This is a genomic window from Salinicola sp. LHM, assembly GCF_034479735.1.
Classification (GTDB): domain Bacteria; phylum Pseudomonadota; class Gammaproteobacteria; order Pseudomonadales; family Halomonadaceae; genus Salinicola; species Salinicola salarius.
The window spans coordinates 1178323-1199360 of the sequence record NZ_CP140261.1 but is presented as its reverse complement, the minus strand read 5'-3'; the positions used below and the strand labels follow the sequence as shown (position 1 = coordinate 1199360).

At 63.1% G+C, this 21038-nt stretch carries 20 protein-coding genes; 6 read left to right on the top strand and 14 right to left on the bottom strand.

Features of this window, described 5'->3' with window-relative positions; genetic code table 11:
• Positions 1–80: 80 nt before the first annotated feature.
• The 12 genes from R5R73_RS05715 to R5R73_RS05660 form a co-directional block, all read right to left on the bottom strand.
• Positions 81–1394, bottom strand: a complete 1314-nt coding sequence (locus tag R5R73_RS05715) for a lipopolysaccharide biosynthesis protein (protein WP_322529087.1) — start codon at positions 1392–1394, stop codon at positions 81–83.
• 140 nt (positions 1395–1534) lie between these two features.
• Positions 1535–2344 (bottom strand): Wzz/FepE/Etk N-terminal domain-containing protein, encoded by an 810-nt coding sequence (locus R5R73_RS05710; RefSeq protein WP_322529086.1) that lies wholly within the window; start codon positions 2342–2344, stop codon positions 1535–1537.
• 174 nt (positions 2345–2518) lie between these two features.
• Positions 2519–4039: a TolC family outer membrane protein gene (locus R5R73_RS05705; protein WP_322529085.1), complete on the bottom strand. Its 1521-nt coding sequence runs from the start codon at positions 4037–4039 to the stop codon at positions 2519–2521.
• Between the two features lie 2 nt (positions 4040–4041).
• On the bottom strand, positions 4042–5409 hold the full coding sequence (locus R5R73_RS05700) for an HlyD family type I secretion periplasmic adaptor subunit (protein ID WP_322529084.1): 1368 nt from the start codon (positions 5407–5409) through the stop codon (positions 4042–4044).
• A gap of 1 nt (position 5410) precedes the next feature.
• Complete coding sequence (locus tag R5R73_RS05695; protein WP_322529083.1) at positions 5411–7231, bottom strand: type I secretion system permease/ATPase; 1821 nt, start codon at positions 7229–7231, stop codon at positions 5411–5413.
• A gap of 286 nt (positions 7232–7517) precedes the next feature.
• The gene (locus tag R5R73_RS05690; protein WP_087717798.1) at positions 7518–7994 is read right to left on the bottom strand and encodes a hypothetical protein; all 477 of its coding nucleotides are present in this window, start codon (positions 7992–7994) and stop codon (positions 7518–7520) included.
• Positions 7991–8290: a nucleotidyltransferase domain-containing protein gene (locus R5R73_RS05685; RefSeq protein WP_087717797.1), complete on the bottom strand. Its 300-nt coding sequence runs from the start codon at positions 8288–8290 to the stop codon at positions 7991–7993. Before R5R73_RS05685 ends, R5R73_RS05690 begins: the two co-directional genes overlap by 4 nt.
• Before the next feature lie 110 nt (positions 8291–8400).
• A complete protein-coding gene (locus R5R73_RS05680; protein WP_256961026.1) occupies positions 8401–8718 on the bottom strand; it encodes a nucleotidyltransferase family protein in 318 nt (105 codons plus the stop codon).
• Positions 8718–9116 carry a nucleotidyltransferase substrate binding protein gene (locus R5R73_RS05675; protein WP_303856240.1) on the bottom strand — a complete coding sequence of 133 codons (399 nt, stop codon included), beginning with the start codon at positions 9114–9116 and terminating at the stop codon, positions 8718–8720. The genes R5R73_RS05680 and R5R73_RS05675 overlap by 1 nt, the downstream gene beginning before the upstream one ends.
• Before the next feature lie 106 nt (positions 9117–9222).
• Positions 9223–10485: a serine hydroxymethyltransferase gene (gene glyA / locus R5R73_RS05670; RefSeq protein ID WP_322529082.1), complete on the bottom strand. Its 1263-nt coding sequence runs from the start codon at positions 10483–10485 to the stop codon at positions 9223–9225.
• 273 nt (positions 10486–10758) lie between these two features.
• Positions 10759–13296, bottom strand: a complete 2538-nt coding sequence (locus tag R5R73_RS05665; RefSeq protein WP_322529081.1) for an ABC transporter permease — start codon at positions 13294–13296, stop codon at positions 10759–10761.
• Positions 13293–14015, bottom strand: coding sequence for an ABC transporter ATP-binding protein (locus R5R73_RS05660; RefSeq protein WP_322529080.1), 723 nt, complete (start codon positions 14013–14015; stop codon positions 13293–13295). Before R5R73_RS05660 ends, R5R73_RS05665 begins: the two co-directional genes overlap by 4 nt.
• 31 nt (positions 14016–14046) lie before the next feature.
• On the opposite strand from R5R73_RS05660, the gene R5R73_RS05655 reads away from it, so the two are divergent.
• Both R5R73_RS05655 and R5R73_RS05650 read left to right on the top strand, forming a co-directional pair.
• A complete protein-coding gene (locus R5R73_RS05655) occupies positions 14047–14706 on the top strand; it encodes an arylesterase (protein ID WP_416221220.1) in 660 nt (219 codons plus the stop codon).
• Between the two features lie 145 nt (positions 14707–14851).
• Positions 14852–15823, top strand: a complete 972-nt coding sequence (locus tag R5R73_RS05650; RefSeq protein WP_322529079.1) for a zinc transporter ZntB — start codon at positions 14852–14854, stop codon at positions 15821–15823.
• Positions 15824–16100: 277 nt separating this feature from the next.
• Here the strand turns inward: R5R73_RS05650 and R5R73_RS05645 are convergent, their stop codons facing one another.
• A complete protein-coding gene (locus R5R73_RS05645; RefSeq protein ID WP_071231590.1) occupies positions 16101–16373 on the bottom strand; it encodes a SelT/SelW/SelH family protein in 273 nt (90 codons plus the stop codon).
• Between the two features lie 212 nt (positions 16374–16585).
• On the opposite strand from R5R73_RS05645, the gene R5R73_RS05640 reads away from it, so the two are divergent.
• From R5R73_RS05640 to ettA, 4 genes are all read left to right on the top strand, one after another.
• Complete coding sequence (locus tag R5R73_RS05640) at positions 16586–17914, top strand: MFS transporter (RefSeq protein WP_322529078.1); 1329 nt, start codon at positions 16586–16588, stop codon at positions 17912–17914.
• Between the two features lie 84 nt (positions 17915–17998).
• The gene (locus R5R73_RS05635; protein ID WP_244179798.1) at positions 17999–18445 is read left to right on the top strand and encodes a PAS domain-containing protein; all 447 of its coding nucleotides are present in this window, start codon (positions 17999–18001) and stop codon (positions 18443–18445) included.
• Between the two features lie 140 nt (positions 18446–18585).
• Positions 18586–18780: a PA3496 family putative envelope integrity protein gene (locus tag R5R73_RS05630; protein ID WP_071231588.1), complete on the top strand. Its 195-nt coding sequence runs from the start codon at positions 18586–18588 to the stop codon at positions 18778–18780.
• Positions 18781–18965: 185 nt separating this feature from the next.
• Positions 18966–20627: an energy-dependent translational throttle protein EttA gene (gene ettA / locus R5R73_RS05625; RefSeq protein WP_110631561.1), complete on the top strand. Its 1662-nt coding sequence runs from the start codon at positions 18966–18968 to the stop codon at positions 20625–20627.
• Positions 20628–20819: 192 nt separating this feature from the next.
• On the opposite strand, the gene R5R73_RS05620 is transcribed toward ettA, so the two are convergent.
• The gene (locus R5R73_RS05620; protein WP_071231586.1) at positions 20820–20978 is read right to left on the bottom strand and encodes a DUF1328 domain-containing protein; all 159 of its coding nucleotides are present in this window, start codon (positions 20976–20978) and stop codon (positions 20820–20822) included.
• Positions 20979–21038: the final 60 nt, after the last annotated feature.

Sequence of the window (21038 nt, the reverse complement as noted above, 5' to 3'; positions counted from 1 at the left end):
AGTCCGTTGGCCAGTACGGGTAACGTGTAGTTGTGTAATCTGAACAGCCTCATGGTGCGCGTCCTGGCTTCACTCGATGGTTAACGGCCATGCCATGCGGGATATACCCAGAAACCCAGGCGGTGCCTGACGAAAAAGAGCGCTACGACATTCTGCAATACGAGCACCAGTGCCAGGGAGAGCGCGGCGCCCATGGCGCCCAGTAACGGTATGCTGACGACGAAGGCAAGAATGCCGAGCCCGGTGCTGCTCAGCGCGATGTTTCGCATGAGCGCTTCATGGCCTGTCATGTTCAACAGGAAGCCGACCGCGGCGGTACTGACGTTGACGCTTTGGGCAATGGCCAGAATACGAAGGTAGGGAGCCGCGGCGGTAAAATCCGGCCCGAACAGAGACAGCAGCAGCTCGGGCACGACCAGGCAGACAAACAGCAAGGGGGCGCAAAGCACGGCGCCCAACAGCGAGCTTTGACGTGCCAGCGCCACGAGGGCTTTCTGCTCTCCCTGGTGATAAAGCGCGGAAAATCGCGGCGGAAAGATGGCGGCTATGATCATCAGGATAAAGCCAATCAAAAGCGCTGAGCGCTCGGCGGTCTTGAATAGCCCAAGGTCGTGACTGTCGAGAAGCAGTGCGGCGATGACCACGGCCAGCACATTCTGCATGAATTCGGCCAGGCTCATGACGAAGAAGGCGCGCGAGGAGACCATGAATCCTCGGGTATCAGCGGGTCTGGCGCTCTGGTCGCGCCACTCCCCTCGGGCTCGCTGATGGCGATAGAGGGTAACGATGCCTTGCAACAATACGATCCAGGTAGCCAACGCGAGAGCGGCGCCCGACTGCCCCACTTCCCCCGTCAGGCCGAGGGCGGCATGCGCGATGAGCAGCAATGCGGCGATGAGGGAAATATATCCGCTTTCCAGGAAGCAGGCCGAGGCCGGGCGGTGCATGCCTTTCATGTAACCCGACAGCAGATAGTTGAGGGTGAAGGCCGGGACCGCCCATGCGAGATATCCCAATACCCGGCTCAGTTCGGGCATGTCGAACCACTGGGATATCAGGCCACGCGAAAGGCCGATCAGCAGCGCTACGCCCAGGGCTACCGTGAAGGCGTACTTTCCTGCCCATACGAGATAGCCCAGCGCCTGGGGGCTACGGTGATCCTGGCCTACATAACGCATCAGTGCGTTATCCATGCCGAAGCGGGTGAGAATGCCGGCGCCAAAGAGAAAACTCTGCGCCAATGCGAATACGCCGACACCTTCGGCGCCATAGAGACGCCCAAGCGTTACCCCGAGCAGCAGCGAGCCCATCGCTGCGATACCCCGCACGAAGGACGTGCGCAGAAATGCCGCGCCCAACTCGGTACCCAGTATCCGCCGAAACTTAGCGATCATGGTCCCTGCTCTCGTTCATTGCGCGTTCCGGCGCAGATACGTTCATTGCCAGCCAGGATCAACGGCCATTGTTTATCTGCCCCATGAGCCAGCGGGCCTGCGAGTTGCCAGCCTGCGGGTCCATGAGGCGAAATGGAAGGTTACGGTTGCTGCCGTTCAGTCTGCAGGGATCGACGTACAGCGCTCATGAACGCCATCAGCAGCGCGAGCATGCCCCCCAGAATGAAACCGACGACGCCGCCCAGGATGATAATCGGTACCGTACCCAAGGATGTGGTTTTCAGTCCACGCTGTGCGACTTGCACCACGTTCCCGTCGATGAGCATCGCCAGTTCCCGCTCTGCTTCGGCCAGCAGCGTGGCATACCTGAAGGTGGCGTCACCCTCTTCGGCCGATGTCGCGTCGGAAAGCGTCTGGCGCAGGGTTTCGATTTGCGACTGTAGAGACTGCCGGCGGCGCTGAAGGCGCTCTTGCTGGCTGGCGAGCATCCTTTCCGCAATGCCCTGATGCAGGCGCTTGACCAGATTCTGCTCGTCCGTGACGGCCTCCGAGGTGAGCATGACGGTGTCCGTACCGGAGCCGTCGATGTCGATGTCGATCTTCAGCTCCTGGCCCGGGGGCAGCGTGGCGTTGACGACATCGACCAGGTAGGCGTTCTTGGCGCGGCTGGCTACCGTTTCGGGAGGTTCGACGTTGCCGCGGGGATTGTTTTCCGTCGGCGCCTGCTCGGCCACGCTGTACAGCGTGGTATAGACGTACTGCCTGGGCAGCAGGAAGGCGAGTGCTACCGCAACGATCACGGCAATGAGGGTGACCAGCACGACGGTTTTCCAGCGTGTCAGCAGGATGCCGGCCAGGTCGACAATCGAGATTTCGTCGTTCGGGGTGCGCGCGCCAGAGAAACCTTCTTCCCTGTGGGTTGGCAGCTCGGAGTTGCTTGATTGGTTCATCATTCCTTTCCTGATAACGAGCCAGCCGATGGCTCATTGGGTTCCGTTGGCTATATGTTCACGCGCTCTGAACCTGACTGGCAAGAAGCTTCGGGTAACCGGATACGGCAGTCGGCGACGCCTGCACGACGCCGACCGCCACGAGCCAATGATCAAGGGCGACGAATGCGCGGTTCAGCCAGTCACCCGCGACAACAGCGCCATGGTATCGACCAGATCCTGGGTGCCGAGATCGCCGACGGCCGCCTGCAGGTTGAGCCGGTCGAGCAGGTACTGGCGCACCACTTCGACGAACTGGATACGCAGGTCATAAAGATCGGCGCGCGCATCGAGTACGTCGACCAGATCGCGCAGCCCGAGCTGCTCGCCCTTCTCGGCCGCCTGCAGGAACAGGTTGCTGGATTCGATGGAGCGCTTGAGCGCTTCGATCTGGCGTTCGTCGCCGCGCAGGCCACGCAAACGCTGGCGAACCTCCTGGCGTGCCAGATTGAGGGCATTGGTGTAGCTGGCCTTGGCGGCCTGTTGGCTCAGTTCGCCCTGCCTGACACTGGCGCTGGTGTAGCCACCTTCATAGATGGGCACGCTCAGGCGCAGGTTGGCGGAGGCGTCCTTGCTTTCGCGAAAGGGATCGTTGGAATCGCGATCGGAGTAGCCCAGGCTCAGGTCGAGCTCGGGGTAGTGGCCGGCGCGTCGCACGTCGGCTTCCGCGTCGGCGACCTTCATCTGCTGCTTGCCGAGAGCGACTTCGACGTTGTCGATGGTGCGCGCGAGCCAGGGGTCGGCGTCATTCCAGCCACCCGGCAGCGTCAGCTGGCCGAGATCGCCGAGCGTGGCGCCGCTGAACCGGGGCAGCTCGCCGGTCAGGCGTTCCAGCAGGCTCAAGGCGTTGTCGAGTTCGTTCTGGGCGCTCACGGTGTCGGCGACCGCCTGGTCGAGCCGCGATTGCGCCTCGAGCAGGTCGATACGGTTGCCGACGCCCAGGTCGTAGGCGCGGCTGGCCTGTTTGACCTGTAGATTCAGCGACTCCTGCTTGGAGTCGAGCAGGCCGAGCTTGCGCGAGGCGAGAAAGGCATCGAGATACGCCTCGGCAACCTGTAGCGCCAGATCGCGCTCGCCAACAGCCACTTTCAACTCGGCGGCATCGCTCTGCGCTTCGGCCTTGCCGACCTTGCGCCAGCGTTCGAGGCTGAACAGCGACTGCGACAGCTGTACCTGCCATGTCTGATCGCGGGTCGTGCCCTGATAGCGCGCTTCGTAGTCGTCGTTGCCGCCAAGCTCGTTGTCGGGGTTATAGGACGGGTTGTCGGTGTAGTAGTTGTCCGACTCCTGATAAACGTAGCCGGCGGAGGCCTGAATCTGCGGCTTGAGCGCGGCCTGCGCCATGGGCACGTCCTGTGCAGCGGCTTCGGCCTCGAAGCGCTGGCTGGTGAGATCGGCGTCGTTCTGCAATGCCAGGGCGAACAACCGCGGCAGCGACGGCAGAGCGGCGTCCTCGTCGACCACGGGCGCAGCTTCGTTGCTCGCGACCGTCTGGCCGTTCAGCGCCGGCAGGCTGGCGTCGACTTCGTCCATCATCGAGGTCTGGGCAGCGGCCAGCGGCGAGAACAGCTGCGCTGCCAGCGCTAGACCAGGCAGCGCTAGACCAGGCAACAACAGACCAGGCAGCATCGTCCATAGCTTACGGTCCTGACCCATGCTCACTCCTCCCGCATGGCGCGTGCCAGCATGTCGGTGATGGGCTTGGTCATGTAGCTGGCGAAAGTGCGTTCGCCGGTCCGAATCATCACCTCGGCGGGCATGCCGGCGAGCAGTTGCATGTTCTCGGTCATCTCGCGCTTGCCGTCTTCGGTCACCTTGACCCGCGCCTTGTAGTACTTGGCGCCGGTGGCTTCGTCCTCGAACGAGTCGGCGCTGACGTTGGTCACTTCACCGTCGATGACGTTGGACAGTCGCTGGTTGAACGCGCTGAACCGGATTTCGGCGTACTGGCCGGGGTAGATGTTGTCGATGTCGCGGTCGGGAACGCGCGCTTCGACGATGAAGTCATCACCGGAGGGCACGATCTCCATGATCGGCTCGCCCGGCTTGATGACGGCGCCGACGGTATGCACTTTCAGCCCGACGACGGTGCCGGATACCGGCGCGGTCACGGTGGTTCGCTTGACCTGATCGCTGAGCGCGGTGATGCGTTCTTCGGCATCGGCGATATTGCCCTGGGCTTCCCGCAGCTGCTCGCCGACCTCTTTCTGGAACTCCTGCAACTTGACCTGCTTCTGAACCTTGTTCTCGCTGATCTGGGACTTGAGTTCGGCGATCCTGGATCGGCTCTGGGCGATATCGCCCTTGAACTGCAGAGCCTGACGCTCCAGCTCGCGCAGGCGCTGGTTGTCGCCCAGACCTTCCTTGAACAGGGAGCGATAGTCCTGGGCTTCTTGCTGCAACGAGTTCATGCGCTCCTGATTGACGTTGATCACGTCCTGCAGGCCATCGATCTGCTCGCGCATCTGGGCCATCTGTTCGTCGAGCGCGCTGAGGGCGCCTTCGAGCGCCCCGCGACGTGCCTGGAACAGCGCCCGCTGGACGGCCAACACTTCCTTGACCCGCTGGGCGTCGCTCTCGAGCAGTTCATCGGGAAAGGTCAGCGTGTCGGCGTCCTTCTGCTCGGCGAGCAGGCGAATTTCGGCAGCACGGTTGATCAGGTACTGGGAGCGCGAAATCGCGAGCTGCGAGCGTGCCTGGGTGTTGTCGATCACCAGCAGGGTGTCGCCGGCCTCGACGTGGTCGCCATCGTCGACGTTGATCTCGTCGACGATGCCGCCCTCGAGATGCTGAATGGTCTTCTTGAACGATTCGACCGAGACCGCACCGGGGGCCACCACCGACACCGCCAGATCGGCACTGGCCGCCCAGCCACCGAAGCCGCCGAAGGCGATCAGCAGGATCACCAGCCCGAGGCGAAGATAGCCCTTGCCGCTGGTGGGCAAGGGGCTGGCCGGTGCCGATTCGTCGGGCGTCGATTGCTTGGGCGGGGTAATGTCGATACTGCGGGAATTATCGCCTGCCATGCTACTCATGCCCCCGAGATTGCGGCTTGTCGGAATTGCTAGAATTGCCGGAATTGTCGGCGTTGCCAGAATGGTTCGCGCCCGAAACGGCGGTCAGCCGGCCGGCATTCGACCGCCCCAGAGCGCTGCGGCCTTTCTGCGCCGGGGTCTTGGCGAACTGGGCCAGCACCTGATCGCGCGGGCCGAACATGCTGACCTGCCCGTCCTTGAGTACCAGCAGCTTGTCGACGTGCTTGAGTACGCTATTGCGATGGCTGATCACGAACAGCGTGACGCCTTCGGCCTTGAGCTGCTTGATCGATTCGCCCAGCGCCCGCTCGCCGCTGTCGTCGAGGTTCGAGTTGGGCTCGTCTAGCACCACCAGCACTGGATCGCCATAGAGCGCACGCGCCAGCCCGACGCGCTGGCGCTGGCCGCCGGACAGTGCGCCGCTGGAAGCGCTGATATAGGTGTCGTAGCCGTTGGGTAGCTGCAGGATCATCTCGTGCACGCCGGCCTTTCTGGCAGCGGCGACGACCTTCTCGGGATCGACCTCGCCGAAGCGGGCGATGTTCTCGCTGATGGTGCCGTCGAACAGTTCGATATCCTGCGGCAGATAGCCGATATAGGGGCCAAGCTCGTCACGGTTCCACTTGGCGATCTCGGCGCCGTCGAGACGCACCGTGCCGACCTGCGACGGCCAGATACCCAGCAGCACCCGCGCCAGAGTGGACTTGCCGGCGGCGCTCGGGCCGATGATGCCGATGTGCTCGCCCTTGTCGACGTTGAAGTTAATGCCGCGAATCGTCGCCATGCGTACGCCCGGGGGCGCGGCAGCAACGGTCTCGATGGCGATCTCGCCACGCGGGGCGGGCAATGACATGCGACGCTGCTCTTCGGGGATCTGCTCGAGCAGCTCGTTGAGGCGATGATAGGCGCTGCGCGAGCTGACGAAGCCCTTCCAGCTGCCGATCATCTGGTCGATCGGCGCCAGTGCCCGGCCCATCAGGATGGAGCCGGCGATCATCATGCCCGGCGTCATTTCGCCTTCGAGTACCAGCAGCGCACCGAGACCGAGAATCAGCGACTGGAACAGCATGCGCAGCACCTTGGACGCGTTGGTCAACGCCCCGGCACGGTCGCTGGCCTGCGACTGCTTGGAGAGAAATTCATGATGCTTGCCGGCCCAGCGCCCCATGATGCCGGGCAGCATGCCCATGGCGTGCAGCACTTCGGAGTTGCGCAGGTTGGAGTTGGCGAGATCCTGGGCCTTGATGTGGTCGCTGTTGGCTTCGGCCAGCAGCGACTTGGTGGCCTTCTCGTTGGCGATCGCCAGCGTCAGCAGAATGATACCCGCTACGGTGGCGAAAACGCCCAGCCACGGGTGGAAGAGATAGAGCACGGCCAGGTAGATCGGCACCCAGGGCGCATCGAAGAAGGCGAACAGGCCGTTGCCGGTGAGAAACTGGCGCAGGTTGGTCAGATCGCTCAGCGGCTGAGCCGTCTGCTTGCCCTGAGTCAGCACGCTGCGCCGGAACATGGCGCTGTAGAGGCGCTGGTTGACCAGCTGGTCCAGCCGGTTGCCGACGCGAATCAGAATCCGCGAGCGCACCAGCTCCAGCCCACCCATGACGATGAACAGGAAGACGACGACCAGGGTCAGCATGAACAGGGTTTCTTCACTGCGGGAACTGATTACGCGGTCGTAGACCTGCAACATGTACAAGGGGGGAACCAGCATCAACAGGTTGATGAACATGCTGAAGAACCCCACCGAGAAGAATGACCCGCGACACACCTTGAGGGCGCGTTGCAGATCGGTGGCTTCTTTCTGGGTGGCCATGCAATCGCTCGCTATAAGGACGATAAAACGGAGGATGTAAGGTCAGTAGGCGTCCAGGCCAATGCTGACAGGGCGCAAAGGATACCAGATTCTCATCCGCATCATGAGGGCGGCATCGTGAGAGGGAATCATGAGAGGTCATAGAATAGATCGAGGCGTCGCAAGCGACGCCTCGATTAGCTGGTCCGGAATACGGCTATTCGATCGATCGACCGATTGACCCGTTCGCAGGCGGTGATTTGAGCGGGTTGTGGGTCGCTTCAGGAGCGGCCCGGATTTTCACGGCCTATTCCAGCAGGTTCCTCTGCTCGGCATCAGTGAGCATGGCGAGGGCAAACGCCACAAGCGTTTCCTCATAGCCATGAGCCGTATTGATCGCGTCGGCCAGAACCTGAGGAGACTCGATATATTCATGGATCATTTGATTGCGTGTCTGACGAATCTCGAGCCATTTGTCGGCAGAATCGAGTACGCCAAGTTTCTCGGCGCGGTCCAGGTTATCGGCCACGGCGCCCGTTCTTTCGCCCAAGGCACGTAGCCAGAGCGGAAGCAGCTTGTCTCCGGTCGTATCCTGAAGCCGGCAAAAGCGGCTGGTATAGGCTTCCAGTTTTTCTGCCAATGCTTCGTCTTCACCCAGCATGGCGGCACGCTTCTCGGTAAACGGCGAGACGAATACGCTACCCGATGAGTAGCGAAGATGGTGAATCTCACGCTCGACCACGCGTTTCAGGAAGCGCAGCCGCTCCGAAAGGTTGTCGTTCATACAAAAACTCCCTGTTCTCGCGCCAGCCTGTGTATCGCCTGCTCGCTGAGGTTCGGCGCGCTCAGAAGCACGTCTACCTTGCGCCCGTACATGGCGCGTGTGATGCGTACGCTTAGCCGGGCAGCAAGCTGTGCGGGATGCTTCACTGGCTCGTCGAGCTCGATGAACAAGTCGATGTCGCCACCACGAGCGGCATCGTCCAGCCGTGAGCCGAATAGCTTTACGGAGACGCCAGGGCCAAGCTCGTCAGTGACGATATTCTGGATGGTCTGGCGTTGGGTATCTGTCAGGCGCATGGTGTTCATCCATCCCGGCAAGGCGTTCTGTCAGGTCGAGCTGCGACGTTGCTCATAGCCAATTTGACGCCATATATTCGAAGAGATCGCCGGTCAGGCAGGCGGAGTGCTCAGCCAGGGCTACGCGGCGAGTGGCTCTCATCGAACCTCTGCCCTACCCGTATTATATGGTCGCGTAGCGCTTCGTTATCGATATCGCGATAGCGCACGATATCGAACAGGTAGGGAGTGTTGAGCTCGTCCAGGCGATTCATGAGCGCGGACAAGTCATCATCGGAGATATCGCCGTACAGTGCCAGATCGATATCGGAGCCGGGGCGGAACGTGCCTTTGGCTCTCGATCCATAGATGACGACCTTTTCTATACCGGGACATTCAGCCAAGACCCGGCGAATGGCCTCTATCGCACTTTCTGGCAAGCCAAACATCAGCGATACCGCTCCATTGTCTCCCGAAACTGTTTCAGAGCCGGGTAATAACGCTCGACGATGTTCCTGAACTCTGTCTCCAGAATGCTGTGGCGGTACGCATGCACCGTATGATTACGGGTTTCTATCATATCCATCCATACCTGCCCGTCTTCCAGCAGGCCGATATTGAAGGCATGACGGGCCGCGCTGCGTGATCCGGTCACGTTCTGGATACCTTCATGCTCCAGGTAGTCCTTCATGACCTTCCAGGCCAGCTCGTGAGTGAACTCGAAGCGCTGGATAACGCCTTCCTTGATGATATCCAATGTCGTGTCGCCGTAAGCTTCAACAGCTTGTTCCAGCTGAGAAAGCGCATTGACATAGTTGGAAAATCGCTGCTGCCAACGGATCTCCATCGCCTTCCCCTTCTATCGTTTACTGCACGTGTCGTTTACTGCACGTGTCGTTTACTAACACGTATCATTTACCGCAGCGCGCCGTTGGCGCGCTGCGGGACACCACTCAGCGATAGACCGGCAGGCGCGAGCAGACGGCTTCGACCTTGGCCTTGACTGCGGCTTCCGCCTGGCTGGAGTCGCCCTGCTGCATGGCGTCGAGGATGTCGCAGATCCAGCCGGCCAGGTCGCGGCATTCGGTTTCGCCGAAGCCACGCGTGGTCACCGCCGGGGTGCCGATACGCAGGCCGGAGGTGACGAACGGGCTCTGCGGATCGCCGGGGACGGCGTTCTTGTTGACGGTGATGTGGGCGCGGCCGAGTGCGGCATCGGCGTCCTTGCCGGTCAGGCCCTGCTTGACCAGCGACAGCAGGAACAGGTGGTCTTCGGTGCCGCCGGAGACGACTTCGAAGCCGCGCTCGATGAACACGCCGGCCATCGCCTGGGCATTCTTGATCACCTGCTGCTGGTAGGTCTTGAACTCGGGGTCCATCGCTTCCTTGAAGCAGACCGCCTTGGCCGCGATGACGTGCATCAGCGGGCCGCCCTGGCCACCGGGGAAGACGGCGGACTGCAGCTTCTTCTCGATGTCGACGTCGTTCTCGGCGGAGAGGATCAGGCCACCGCGCGGGCCGCGCAGCGTCTTGTGGGTGGTGGTGGTGACCACGTGCGCGTGCGGCAGCGGGCTCGGATAGAGACCGGCCGCGACCAGCCCGGCGATGTGCGCCATGTCGACCAGCAGAAACGCGCCCACTTCATCGGCGATCTGGCGGAATTTCGACCAGTCGATGATCTGCGAGTAGGCGGAGAAGCCGGCGATGATCATCTTCGGCTGATGCTCGCGCGCCAGCCTGGCGACTTCTTCGTAGTCGATCCGGCCGCTCTCGTCGATGCCGTACTGAATTGCGTTGTAGTGCTTGCCGGAGAAGCTCGGCTTGGCACCGTGGGTCAGGTGGCCGCCGGCGTCCAGGCTCATGCCGAGGACGGTGTCGCCGGGCTTGACCAGCGCCTGGAAGACCGCGCCGTTGGCCTGGGAGCCGGAGTGCGGCTGCACGTTGGCGTAGGTCGCGCCGAACAGTTCCTTGGCGTAGTCGATCGCCAGTTGCTCGACCACGTCGACATGCTCGCAGCCGCCGTAGTAGCGCTTGCCGGGATAGCCTTCCGCGTACTTGTTGGTCAGCTGCGTGCCCTGGGCCTGCATCACGCGCGGGCTGGCATAGTTCTCGGAAGCGATCAGTTCGATGTGGGCTTCCTGGCGCGCGTCTTCCTTTTGCATCGCGTCCCAGAGGGCGTCATCGAATCCGGCAATCTGCATCTCTCGGTTGAACATCGACGGGTATCCTCGGCTCGGGGATGGTTCGACTGCCACCGGCACTCGTCCGGCATCCGGTGGCTCGATCTCAAATGATGGGCGGCAATGATACCCCAGCGTTAAGGGCCTTTCCCATGAAAGTCCGTCATGCGCTGGACCATAATTTCTCACGTTGGCTTTAGCGTCGGTAAAACGTGCGCATTAGCGGCATCCGGCGTTTCAGGCGCGTCAGCCCGATGTCTCCCGAACGATTCGTGAACACCGAGCCTTCTTCGAGACGCCGCTTTGGCTTCAGGTTTCTCCCAGCAGCCGCAGGCTGGCCATTGGCGCTTGCCGGCGGCTGCTGCGGGAAAGCAGGTAGCCGATGCCGCCCACGATTGCCGCGCCCAATAGCGGCATGATGCCCCACATCAGCCAGTGCATTCTGGGCGCCAGCCCCAGCCAGCCGTAGATGCCGAGGGCGGAAGCCTCGGCCAGTGCCGCGCCCAGCAGCCCGCTGGCGAAACCGAGCAGCGCGAACTCTGCCCACTGCATGCGCGCCAGGGTGCGATTGCCGGCGCCGAATACCCGCAGCAGCGCGCCTTCGTGGGCCCGTGCCGGGCGGCTGGCGGTGAGCGCCGCGTAGAGCACGCTGATGCCGGCCAGCAGCACGAAGCCCAGCACGAACTCGATGGCCCGCGTCACCTGGCCGAGAATGACGCGCACCTGCTCCAGCAGCGCCTCGACGTTGATCACCGAGACCCCCGGATACCGCTGCACCATCTCGCCCAGCATCTCGTCGCCGGCATCGGGCAAGTGGAACGAGGTGATGTAGCTGTGACCGAAGCCGTCCAGGGCGCCGGGCGGGAAGATGATGAAGAAGTTGGGCTGGAAGCTCTCCCAGTCGAGATGGCGCAGGCTGGTGACCCGGCCAGTCACGCTGTCGCTGCCGATGGTGAAGGTCAGTTCGTCGCCGAGCGAAAGGCCGAGCCGGCCCGCCAGCTCCTCTTCGACCGATATTGGCACCGAGCCGTCATTCGCGGCCGTGGCGTCTGTGTCTGAGTTTGCGTCTGCATCGAACCACGACCCTTCGGTGATCCGGTTGCCTTCGGGCAGCGTCGCCCGCCAGGTGAGGTTGAGATCCCGCCGCAGCGCGCCGTCGGTCCGGTGTTCCTCCGGCACCTGCTGTTGCGGGGGTTCGCCGTCGATGGCGGTCAGCCGCCCCCGCACCATGGGATAAAGGCCGCTGGTGGTGTCGGCGGCGCTGTCGATCAGCGATTCGACGCCGTCGCGCTCCTGCGGCTGGATATTGATCGCGAAGTAGTTGGGCGTATCCGCCGGCAGCTGGGCCTGCCAGGTCGTCAGCAGGTCGCCGCGCACCAGCGCGATGATCGCCATCGCCGCGAAGGTGACCGAGAACGCCAGCAACTGGCCCAGGCTGGCGGTGCGTCGTCTCGCCAGCTGGCGACCACCGAGCTGCCACGCCCTGCCCTGCTGACTGCGTTGCGGCAGCCGCGCCAACACCGCGAGCAGCAGGTTCAACATCAGCTGGCCGATGCCCCACAGCACGACCAGCGCCACCAGACCGCCGAGCAGAATGCCCACCGACAGCAGCGGGTCGCCGGAGTAGAGCCAGAGCAGCGCGCCGAAGACCAGGCTGGCGACGACCACCACCACCCAGCCAGATGCCGGAATCGGATCGAGCTCCCGGCGCAGCACCTTGAGCGCGCTGACCCGCTTGAGCCGCAGCAGGGTCGGGCCGGCGAAGCCGACCAGCACCGCCAGCGCGGTGAGTACGCCCATCAGCCACGGCATGCCGCCGGGCGGGGGCAGTTCCAGCGGCAGGAAACGTGTCAGCAGTGCCAGCAGCGCGGCCTGCCCGGCAAGCCCCAGCAGCGCCCCGACCGCTGCCGCGACCAGCCCCAGCCACGCCAGTTGCCAGGCGAAGAGCTGGCCCAGCTGGCGTTGGGACGCGCCGAAACAGCGCAGCAGCGCGGCCGTGTCCAGATGGCGGTCGACATAGCGTCGCGTGGCCATGGCGACCGCGACACCGGCGAGCAGCACCGCCGCCAGCCCGGCGAGGCTGAGGTATTTCTGCGCCCGATCCAGCGACCGCCCCAGGCTGGGCCGGTCCACGCGCACGTCGCGAATCTCGACACCCGCGTCGCGCAGCGCATCGAGCCGGCTTTCGAGACCGTCGATCGCCGCCGGCGGCCCGGCGGCCAGTATCTCGTACTCGATCCGCGAGCCGGGCCGGACCAGCCCGGTCGCCTCGAGATCCTGCAGGTTGAGCATGATGCGCGGCGCCAGGCCAGAGAATCCGCCCTGCTGATCGGGTTCGCGCTCGACCAGTCCAGTGACGGTCAGCGAGAGCGAGCCGACCTGCACCGTGTCGCCGATGCCGGCATCCAGCAATTGCGCCAGGCGCGGCGCGATCCAGGCGCTCCCCGGCGGCGGGCCGTGCGCCAGCCCTTCGATACCATTGCCCCGGTCGACGCGAACCTGCCCGTAGAGCGGGTAATGATCGTCCACCACCTTGAGCCCCGCCGGCTGGAAGGCATCCGCCTGGCTGACCATCGATACCAGGTCGACCTGATCGCTCAATTCGAGCCCGGCCTGGCGCAGCGTCTGGCGGAGTTCGTCGTCGAAGGCCTGGCCCTGCTCCAGCACCAGATCCCCGCCAAGCAGCTGGCCCGCCTGGCGGGTCAGCCCGCGGTCGAGCCGGTCGAGGAAGAAGCCGATCATGGTGGTTGCGGCTACGGCCAGCGCCAGCGCCACGAACAGGGCCCGCACGTCGGAAGCGCGCAGATCGCGCCGGAGCCCCTTGAGCGATAGTGCGATCAGGTTCATGCATCGACCTCTTGCCGCTGCCGTTCGAGCGCCTGCAACCTGCCGCCTTCGAGCTGCAGGCAGCGATCGCATCGTCTGGCGAGGGCCATGTCGTGCGTCACCAGGATCAAAGTCGTGCCGGACTCTCGGTTGAGCTCGAACAGCAGATCGATGATACGCTTGCCGGTTGCCTCGTCGAGGTTGCCGGTCGGCTCGTCGGCGAAGACGAGGTCAGGGTCGGTCACGAAGGCACGCGCCACCGCCACCCGCTGCTGCTCGCCACCGGAAAGCTGCTTCGGCAGGTGGTCGAGGCGCGCGCCCAGGCCAACGCGCTCCAGGCATTGACGACTTTTGGCCGCTATGTCTTGCCGTGGCGACAGTTCCAACGGCAACATAACGTTTTCCATGGCGGTAAGAGTGGGTAATAACTGGAAGTTCTGAAAAACGAAGCCGACGCGCCCCGCACGCAGTGCCGCCCGCCCGTCTTCGTCGAGAGCGCTCAGGGATTGGCCGAACATTTCGAGCTCTCCCGAGCTGGGCGAATCGAGCCCTGCGAGCAGGCCGAGCAGCGTCGACTTGCCGGCACCGGAACTTCCCACGATGGCGACACTCTCACCGCGTTCGACATCCAGCGCCAGCGATTCGAGGATGACGAGCTCCCGTTCCCCGCTCGTCACCCGTTTACCGAGTTGGTTGGCGTATAAAATTCGCTTTTGCTGATTGTCCGAGGAGTGAGACATGGTGCCTGGTTTCCCTGTGCCTGGTATTGAGATGCCTATCGTCAAGATGCCTTTCGCCAGGATGGCAAGGCGCTGTGCAGGTGCCGCGCTATTGTTGTGTCTTGCCGTGCTGTCGCTGACGCCCGGCGCGGCGCGTGCCGATACCATTCTGGTCATGGGCGACAGCCTGAGCGCGGCCTACGGGATCGACCCGCAGGCGGGCTGGGTCAATCTCCTGAAACAGCGGCTCGGCGATGAGCACGAGGTCGTCAACGCCAGCATCAGCGGCGAGACGACATCCGGCGGCTCGGCACGGCTACCCGACATTCTGGGACAATACCATCCCGATATCGTTCTGCTGGAGCTCGGTGGCAACGATGGCCTGCGCGGGCTCTCCCCCCAGCAGATGCAGGTCAATCTGGCCAAGATGATCGAGCGTAGCCAGGAGAAAGGCGCCGAGGTCCTGTTGCTCGGTATCGAGGTCCCTCCCAACTATGGTCCCGCCTATACCCAGGCCTTCCGTGAAGTCTTCGCGCAGTTGGCCAGCGAGCACGACGTGCCGTTGCTGCCGTTTCTGCTCGAGGGCGTCGACCTCGACGGCATGCTCCAGAGTGATGGCATCCACCCCACTGCCGAGGCACAGCCGATCATCCTCGAGAACGTCTGGTCGCAACTGGAACCAATGCTCTCCTCCTCGGACGAGGATGAGTGATCCTCTTCGCGTCGAGTCTGTTGTCCGTCGGACTGGATCTGCGCCAGCCCTCATGCCCGCCGATTTCGCCGGCATGCTATCGTTAACGTCTTGAAAAGACTCGCGGCATGGCGAGCCGAGACACGCTTCGACGAGGAGTTTGACGATGGAGGCAGAAACGGCGCTGGTCGCCGCCTACGAACTGGACGGAAAAGGCGGCGGCACCCTGCTCAGCGTTCGCCAGTTGCGCGAGGCCTGGGCCGATCCCCAGCGTCCGCTGTGGATGCATCTCGACTTTCGGCATGAAGACGTTCGCACCTACCTCGTGGATATCGCCGGGCTCGACGAGGCACCGGTCGAGGCGCTGCTGGAAGAAGATACTCGCCCCCGCGTCGCCAAGTTTCGCAATGGCGCCGTCAGCACGCTGCGCGGTATCAACCTCAACCCGGGGGCCGCGCCGGAAGATCTCATTTCACTGCGCATCTGGATTGCGCCCAACCGCCTGATTACCTTGCGCCGCCGGCCGCTGAAATCGGTCGGTGACGTGCGTGAACGCATCGACAACGGTGACGGCGCGCTTTCGGTCCCGGACCTGCTGGCGTGGCTGACGGAGACCCTGGTGGACAGGGTCGGCGATGTCGCCCATGAACTCGACGACCGCCTAGGCGAACTTGAGGAGGATCAGTTGAGCGATCGCGAGATCGAGCCGGACGACCTTTCCCGGCTGCGGCGTTCGCTGATCACCTTGCGGCGTTTCATGGGCCCGCAGCGGGACTGCCTGGATCAGATCGCTCACGGGCCGGACTGGTTCGACGAGGACACCAAGGTATCGATCCGCGAGAGTGCCAACCAGCTTTCACGCTACGTGGAAGACTTCCACGCCATGCAGGAGCGCGCGCTGATCCTGCAGGAACAACTCTTCAGCGAACACAACGAGCGCCTGAACCAGCGGATGTACATGCTGGCGATCGTCACCACCGTGTTCCTGCCGCTGAGTTTCCTGACCGGCCTGCTGGGCATCAACGTCGGCGGCATCCCCGGCGCCGAAAGCCCCTACGGTTTCCTGATCTTCCTCACCATTACCGTCCTGGTCGGCGGCGGGGTGATGTGGTTGCTCAAGCGTAAGCGTTGGTGGTGAGACGAGCTGCGAGCTGCGAGCTGCGAGCTGCGAGCTGCGAGCTGCGAGCTGCGAGCTGCGAGCTGCAGGAGAATACCGCAAGCCAGGCTACCGGCAACCGACCGAAGCCCGAAGCCCGAAGCCCGAAGCCCGAAGCCCGAAGCCCGAAGCCCGAAGCCCGAAGCCCGAAGCCCGAAGCCCGAAGCCCGAAGACAGGATGCGATTATCGCTATTGCCGTAGGGGGTCGGCTTTGCTTTTTCTTCCCGCTTCCAGGCGCGTAGCGCCGCTCTTCCAGCTTCAAGCTCTATCCGTATGCCCCAGATCCCGTTCGGGGTCGAGACGGTCGCGAACGCGCCGCTTCAGTTCCTTGATATCGGGAAAGCCGCCGTCGCGTTTGCGCTCCCACAGCGTCTCTTCGTCGTAGAGCACTTCGAAGTGTCCGCCGTGGCTGGGCGCCAGAGCTACCTGCTCGAGATCTTCGCCGAAGGTCTGCAGCAGTTCCTGGGCATACCAGCCCGCACGCAGCAACCACTGGCATTGGGTACAATAATGAATACGAACCTTGGCCATCTCTCTGTTCTCCCGAGCCGGTGGCACGAATCTGCCGCACTCATGCCGACAGCGTTGAAAACGCCCATGATGCGCTCGGCCGGACGGCTCGCTCAAGCAGAGAGAGGGAAACGTCGTGTCGGCAGCGTCGCGTTCGGCGCCCAGGGTTCCTCGTAGACTGCCTGTCGCCAATAGCTTGTCACTGGGATAACAGAAAACAGGGAACGTTTTGCATGTCAGCCAATGAAGCCAGCCTCACTCGCCTCTTCGAACGCGTCACCGGTGATGAAGACAGCCGCATGTGTCGCGACATCTCCGACGAGGCGTGTCAGGAACAACCCGGCAACTTCTTCCGTCATCTCGTCGCCGCACTCGGCAACAAGCTCGCCGACGAACTCTCCAACGCTCGCCTGATCCTGCCGTGGCTGATGGGCGCGATCGGCGCACCGGTGTGGATGGTCGGTCTGCTGGTACCCATCCGCGAGGCAGGCGCCCTGCTGCCGCAACTGCTGATCGCCGGCTACATCCGGCTGCGCCCGATCCGCAAATGGGTCTGGGTCACCGGCGGCATCGTCCAGGCGATCGGCGCCCTGCTGCTGGCACTGCTGGCGCTTTTCGGTCACGGCAGCTGGGGCGGCGCGCTGGTACTGGTCGCGCTGACCGGGCTGTCGCTCGGCCGTGGGCTATCGTCGGTTTCCACCAAGGATGTGCTGGGCAAGACCATTGCCAAGCAGCGCCGGGGCACGCTGATGGGGTGGAGTGCCAGCGTTGCGGGGGCGCTCACCCTGCTCATCGGCGCCGCCATGGTCGTCATGGGGGATCAGCCCGGCACCTGGGCGCTGGCCATCCTGTTGTTCGCCGCCGCGCTGGGCTGGGGCCTGAACGCGCTCTGCGCCGCCGCGATACGTGAAGCGCCGGGAGCCACCGAAGGCGGTGCCAACGCCTGGGACAGCGTCAAGCAGGGTGTTTCGCTGATGCGCCGCGATCGTCGCTTTTTGCATTTCAATCTCTCGCGGGCGCTGCTGCTGTCCAGCGCGCTCGCCCTGCCCTACCTCGCCCTGCTAGGCCAGCAGAACAGCGGCACGGATCTGGCCAGTCTCGGCATCCTGATCGTGACCTCCGGTGCGGCCAGCATGATCGCCGGCCCGATCTGGGGGCGTCTGGCCGATCGCTCCAGCCGGCGGGTAATGCGCAACAGCGCCATCGGCGCCGCGGTGTGCTGCCTGGCGGGCGCTGCCTGCGTATGGCTGCCGGACGCGGCGCGCGAAAGCGTGTGGCCCTACGCCCTGATCTACGGCCTGCTGATGATCGCCCATGCAGGGATACGCCTGGGCCGCAAGACCTACGTCGTCGATCTGTCGGACAGCAATACCCGCGCGCTCTACGTCGCGTTTTCCAATACCTTCACCGGCGTCCTGATGCTCGTCGTCGGGCTGTTGCTCGGGGGCCTGGCGCAATGGCTAGGCAGTGCAGGCCTTCTGCTGGTGCTTGCGGCACTGGCCGTGGCGGCTGCGCTCAGCTCCCATGCCCTGGTGGAAGTCGAGGACCCTGACGCATCGTGAAGCGTTGTAATCCCGAAACACCGTGGCATGATGTTCGATCGTGTCGACCCTACAATCCGTCGAATGCCCAGTCTGGAGGCAAGGATGGCCAGTACCAGTAAGCAACCGCCCATGATCAGCCCGGCGCTACTCGAACGTATCGTCAACGCCTCGGATGACGGCATCGTGGTGGCTGAACAGGAAGGCGACGAGAACATTCTGATCTACGCCAATCAGGGCTTCGAACGCCTGACGGGCTACAGCGTCGACGAGATTCTCTATCGCGACTGCCGCTTTCTGCAGAATGGCGATCGCGACCAGCCGGCCATCGACCGGGTGCGCACCGCCCTGCGCGAAGGCAAGCCGTGCCGCGAAGTGCTGCGCAACTATCGCAAGGACGGCAGCCAGTTCTGGAACGAGCTCTCGATCACGCCGGTCTACGACGAGGAAGACAGGCTCACCTATTTCGTCGGCGTGCAGAAGGATGTCACCAGTCTGATCGAGACTCTGCAGGAACTCGAGGCGCTGAAAGCCGAGCGCGATCCGGCCTGAAACCTCAGCAGAAACCTGAACTTATCGCCGCCTTGCGCGGCGATAGTTTTTTTTAACCAAGAAAATCTTGTACCCGGCGGCATTCGACGATATATAGCCCGGAGCGTCACTGAGATGCGATTTCACGGGAGGGCTAAAACATGAGCCGTGAGGATTACGTCGAGGATCAGGATTTTTCCGAAGCCATCAACGACGAGCAGTTCGAACGTCCACGCAGCAGCAAGGCGGATACGCTGCGTGCCAGGCGTCAGGTCGAGGCATTGCTGGAAGAGCGTCGTCTGAAACGTGCCATCGAAGATGACTGGTACAACGATTTCGGCGACGAAGAAGAGTAGGCCGACAGCGGCTTTCCGCATTACCCCCGACGGGCGCCTCCAGGCGCCCGTTCGCATTGTCGGCACGACTCGTTTACCCTGCCTGTCAGACGCTGGGCCCCGTTGACGGGCGCTGCAGCGATGACTGCCTGTTTTTATCCACTGCGAATTACTTTCTATCCACTGCGAATTACTATCGGATTTCCATGGCGCAATACGTTTACACCATGAACCGGGTGGGCAAGATCGTCCCCCCGAAGCGCGAGATCCTGAAAGACATCTCGCTCTCCTTCTTCCCCGGCGCCAAGATCGGCGTGCTCGGTCTCAACGGCTCGGGAAAATCGACGCTGCTGCGCATCATGGCCGGCGTCGACACCGAATATAACGGCGAAGCCCGGCCGATGCCGGGCATCAACATCGGCTACCTGCCGCAGGAGCCCGAGCTCGACGACAGCAAGAACGTCCGCGAGACGGTCGAGGAAGCCCTCGGCGAGGTCAAGCAGGCCCAGGCGGAACTGGAAGCCGTCTATGCGGCCTATGCCGAGCCGGATGCCGACTTCGATGCGCTGGCCGCGCAACAGGCGCGTCTGGAGAACATCATCGAAGCCGCCGATGCGCACAACATCGAGCGCAAGCTGGAAGTCGCCGCCGAAGCGCTGCGCCTGCCGCCGTGGGAAGCCAGCGTCGGGCATCTTTCCGGGGGCGAGCGTCGCCGCGTGGCGCTCTGCCGCCTGCTGCTCTCCAGCCCGGACATGCTGCTGCTTGACGAGCCGACCAACCACCTGGATGCCGAATCCGTGGCCTGGCTCGAGCGCTTCCTGCACGACTACCCGGGCACCGTCGTCGCCATTACCCACGACCGCTACTTCCTCGACAATGTCGCCGGCTGGATCCTGGAACTCGACCGCGGCCACGGTATTCCGTTCGAGGGCAACTACTCCCAGTGGCTCGAGTCCAAGGAGCAGCGTCTCGCCCAGGAAGCCAAGCAGGAAGCGGGACGCCAGCGCGCGATCAAGCAGGAGCTGGAGTGGGTTCGCCAGAATGCCAAGGGCCGACAGGCCAAGAGCAAGGCGCGTCTCAACCGCTTCGAGGAGTTGCAGTCCGGCGACTACCAGAAGCGCAACGAGACCAACGAGATCTACATTCCGCCCGGGCCGCGGCTGGGTGACAAGGTCATCGAGTTCCACGATGTCAGCAAGCGCTTCGACGAGAAGATGCTGTTCGACAACCTCTCCTTCCAGATACCGACCGGTGCGATCGTCGGGATCGTCGGCGGCAACGGGGCCGGCAAGTCGACCCTGTTCAAGCTGATCGCCGGCAACGAGCAGCCGGACAGCGGCGAGGTGGTGCTGGGCGATACGGTGGACGTGGCCTACGTCGAACAGCTGCGCGACCATTTCGACAATTCCCAGACCGTGTGGGAAGCCGTCTCCGGCGGCCAGGACATCCTCAACATCAATGGCTACGAGGTCTCTTCACGCGCCTACGTCGGCCGGTTCAACTTCAAGGGAACCGACCAGCAGAAGCGCCTGAGCGAACTTTCGGGCGGGGAGCGCGGACGCCTGCAGTTGGCCCAGACGCTGAAGCAGGCCGCCAACGTGCTGCTGCTCGACGAACCGTCCAACGATCTCGACATCGAGACGCTGCGAGCGCTGGAAGAGGCCTTGCTGGCCTTCCCCGGCTGCGCGCTGGTCATCTCGCACGACCGCTGGTTCCTGGACCGCATCGCTACGCATATCCTGGCGTACGAGGGTGATTCCAACGTCGTCTTCTTCGAGGGTAACTACACCGAGTATGAAGCGGACTACCACAAGCGGGTCGGCAACGACACGCCAAAGCGCATGAAGTACAAGCGTATCGACGCCTGATTTCATTCGCGTTCATGCCTCAAGATCAAATACCCCGCCATCAAGGCGGGGTATTTGTTAGAGACCATGTCTGCTAGAGACCATGTCTGTTAGAGACTGTGGCTATTAGAGACTATGGCCGTTAGTCGCCAAAATCGTGAGCAACCAAGGTCGTCAGCGGCAACGTCGATTGGCGACCGGTCCTGTCAGACTTCAACGACCTCGTCCGCGAATCAGCGAGACGACGAACAGGATCAGAAAGATCACGAACAAGACCTTGGCGATCGTCGCTGCGGCGCCGGCGATACCGCCAAAACCCAGAACCCCGGCGATGATAGCGACGATGAGAAAAATCACGGCATAACTAAGCATGGCAACTCTTCCTGTGCTGACCCGTTGGACTTGCTGGCGCCGGTAATATCGACCGCCTGC